The organism is uncultured Oscillibacter sp. (assembly GCF_947654275.1).
In the GTDB taxonomy this organism is placed as follows: Bacteria; Bacillota; Clostridia; order Oscillospirales; family Oscillospiraceae; genus Oscillibacter.
Map to the genome: position 1 here is coordinate 1 of NZ_CANTJS010000105.1, position 3,233 is coordinate 3,233.

Genomic DNA, 3,233 nt, shown 5'->3' on the forward strand with positions numbered 1-3,233 from the left:
AACCCAGCCCGGACGGACGGCCTCCCGCCCGGCTGACCCTGGGCATTGAGAGCGGGGACGGTCTCAGCGCTGCCGACATTCTCCAGGTATGCCAGGGACGGAACTGCCTTGTGACCGATTTCACCTGTATGGACCGGCTGCGGGCGGACCCGGCTGTACCGGAAATCCGGGGCCGGGTTTCCCGGGAAATTGGCTTTGAGCTGGTGCAGCCTCCCAACTGTCCGCCCATTCCCTTTGAGGAGTGGGATAACCCATATTTCCCCGCTGTCACGGCTGGCAGCATCGCCGCGCGAATCTATGATCTGGGCCGGCAGTGCATCCCCGAGGACTTTGCGGACGAAACATCCCGAGAGGGTACGGTTGCCGTTTTTGCCCGGATGCTTCAAAAAGGAGGAACCGGCGGCGCCAGGGAGATCGCGCTGGCCGTGTCCGGCATAGCGATGGATGGGGACGAGGCTGTACAGACAGAGGCCAATGCGATCATCCAGGATATTGCCGCATATGGGCTCAAAGAAAAAGCGCCGGAAAAAGAGCGGCGCAAATCATCAAAAGAGCGGTAACGTCAGGGGGCTGGGTGTTATGTACTAGCACCCAGCCCTGTCTGCCAAGGGGGTTATATGTAACACCCTCGCTCTGGAAAAGGAGGATACGATGGCGGCATCCACGATCTATACCCATTTTCATTTCAAGGCCAATCGTCTGCGGGATTTGCAGAACATAACAAAGGACAAGCCCATTCGCGTCGAGGTTGTCAAGGTTGTTGAGCTGACCGAGAAGCAATTCCGGCATTTTTCCACGCATCTGCTGGAGGACATGCCCTTTATTATCGAAAACAGGAACCTGATGCGTGAGGTTGACGGCGTGTATCATTGCCTTTTGGTGTGCGTCAAAAACCATCGAGGCGGCATTTTGGTGGAAAGCGAGGGCTACAATTACGCCCGCTACGCGGCAGATGTACTGGATAAATCGGCTCTGGACCTGCGGGATGTGCCGGTGGACCACTATGATCTGAAGCTCCGGCAGCCACCCTCGGGGCCGGAGCGGTGAGAGTGACCCTCTCGAAACCACGACCGCCTCCTGCGGCCATTCCAATCAGTCCTTCCGCTTGAAAACGGCCCCGCCGGAGGCGGGGCAAGACCCTGCCGCCTCTGGCGGCAGGGCCGCAAGCATAGCGCAAATGTACATTTTGCGCGCTTGCAGGGGAACATCCCCTGACCCCTATGCCGCCTGCGGGCGGATGGTTCCCGGCCTTGGCCGTTTACTCGAACCAGCCCCTCACCCGGCTGGACACAAAGGCGATGGCGGGACCCAGGCAGAAGCCGGTAATCAGCGTCGTCAGGCCCACCGTGGACCCCAGCAGGAAGCCAAGGGACAAAATCGAGATGTCCCACAGCATGCGGATCGCGCGGGCGCTCAGCCTGCTGGTGTGGGCCGCGATCAATTGCGGAATCGCGTCGTAAGGAGCGACGCCCAGATCCACCACCATGTAAAACGCGGCGGCAATCAGAAACGCCGCCATGCTGACTGCGAACAGTGCGATTCTGACCACTATGGACAGGCCCTCCGGCGGAATATGGGGGCTCATCAGCCACATGGTGAAGTCCGCCATATAGCCGACGCCCACCATATTGGCAACGGTGCCCACGCCGATGCGGGAGAGGTCCAGTCGGATGACCGGGAGGAACATCAGCAGGTTAAATACCAGCTGGCATGTTCCGAAGGAGATGCCCGTTTGGGAGGAGACTCCCAGCGTGAAGGTGGAACAAGGGTCCGTCCCAAACCCGACGGTCTTGAACACCGCCACGCAGATCCCGATTACGATCAAGCTGACGGTCAGAACCGCTGCCCTGCGCCCCATGCGGGGCCGTGTAAAATTCGCGGCAATGGCTTCCATGTTAAACGCCTCTCTTTTCGGTGAGAAATGACAACGGCTGAAATTATACCATCGGGGCGATAGACCGTCAATGAGAAAAATCACCGGCCTTGGGTCGGAGAAGGGAGGTGAAAACGCAGGGTGGCATTTTACGCCAGCGTGAGTTTTGGAAAAGACTCACTAGCCATGCTGCTGTTATTACTGGAAAAGAAAATGCCATTGGATGAAGTGATTTTCTACAACTCGGGAATGGAATTTCAGGCAATTTACGATATCCGGGATCGGATGAAACCGATCCTGGAGCAGAGGGGCGTCCGGTTCACAGAGGTGGAGCCGGACGTCCCTTTTTTATATAACATGCTGGAGAGGCCGGTTGACTCCAAAAAGAACGGTTTTCATCTGGGATACGGCTGGTGCGGCGGCCCCTGCCGCTGGGGAACCTCAATGAAAACCCGTACTCTAGACGGCGTGGCCTTGGATGCGGAGGTCCACTATGTAGGCATCGCCGCAGACGAGACGGAACGGCTGATGAAGCTGGAAGCGCCCAAGCGTTCACCTCTGGCCAATGCTGGAATGACAGAGGCGGACTGTTTGGCGTTCTGCTATGAACGGGGCTTTTTCTGGGAGGAAAACGGAGTCCGATTGTATGACATTTTGGATCGTGTTTCCTGTTGGTGCTGCAAAAATAAGAACCGCAGAGAACTGAAAAATATTTATCAGTTTTTGCCGCAGTATTGGGAACGGTTGAAGGAATTGCAGTCCCAGATTCCCATGCCCATGAAGCCTTTCAGCCGCAAGGGCGTTCCCTATGGCAACGTGTTTGATTTGGAACGAGTATTCGATCAGGAGATTGAGGCGGAGAAATCCGGTAGGCTTCACCAGAGTAAAAGGAGGCGCTGTGAGCAAAGCAGATAAAAAGGGACGGCATCACCTGCACATAGAACTGACCTCAGCACAGTACCGCCTGCTGGCGGAACAGGCCAAAGCCTGCGGCCTCAGCAAGCGGGCCTATCTCGTCCGCCTCATGGAGGGAACGCCGCTCCCGGTAAAGCCCTCCCAGGAGATCAAGGACCTGCGTTGGGAGATCCATAAAATTGGGGTAAACATCAATCAAATTGCCAGAAGCGTCAATGCCGGAATTGCCAGGGCGGAGGACGCTAAACGGGGACTGTACCTGCTGGATCAGGTCTATGAGCTGCTCTACGAGGCAGTCAAAAGGGAAGCGCTTGCCTCCAGCAGTCAAAAGGGATATAATGGTCAAAAAGTTCAGGGAGAGTGCTTGCAATGACGGCTGCGGAAATTGCTCGGAAGATGGTATCGTACTCCAATGGAAACCGGCATGACATCAACCATTTTATGA

General features: G+C 56.4%; 4 protein-coding genes and 1 pseudogene. 4 read left to right on the forward strand and 1 reads right to left on the reverse strand.

Annotation, left to right across the window (positions count from 1 at the left end; all coding sequences use genetic code 11):
• On the forward strand, nt 1–560 hold a 560-nt coding region (locus Q0063_RS14515), incomplete at its 5' end, for a hypothetical protein (protein ID WP_297872668.1).
• Between the two features lie 91 nt (nt 561–651).
• Complete coding sequence (locus Q0063_RS14520; RefSeq protein ID WP_297312170.1) at nt 652–1,047, forward strand: DUF6329 domain-containing protein; 396 nt, start codon at nt 652–654, stop codon at nt 1,045–1,047.
• Nucleotides 1,048–1,258: 211 nt separating this feature from the next.
• On the opposite strand, the gene Q0063_RS14525 is transcribed toward Q0063_RS14520, so the two are convergent.
• On the reverse strand, nt 1,259–1,894 hold the full coding sequence (locus Q0063_RS14525; RefSeq protein WP_297872669.1) for a YitT family protein: 636 nt from the start codon (nt 1,892–1,894) through the stop codon (nt 1,259–1,261).
• A 138-nt stretch (nt 1,895–2,032) separates the two neighbouring features.
• On the opposite strand from Q0063_RS14525, the gene Q0063_RS14530 reads away from it, so the two are divergent.
• Both Q0063_RS14530 and mobC read left to right on the forward strand, forming a co-directional pair.
• Complete coding sequence (locus tag Q0063_RS14530; protein WP_297872670.1) at nt 2,033–2,788, forward strand: phosphoadenosine phosphosulfate reductase family protein; 756 nt, start codon at nt 2,033–2,035, stop codon at nt 2,786–2,788.
• A 28-nt stretch (nt 2,789–2,816) separates the two neighbouring features.
• Nucleotides 2,817–3,092: pseudogene (gene mobC / locus Q0063_RS14535) on the forward strand (plasmid mobilization relaxosome protein MobC); the annotation flags it as partial.
• Nucleotides 3,093–3,233: the final 141 nt, after the last annotated feature.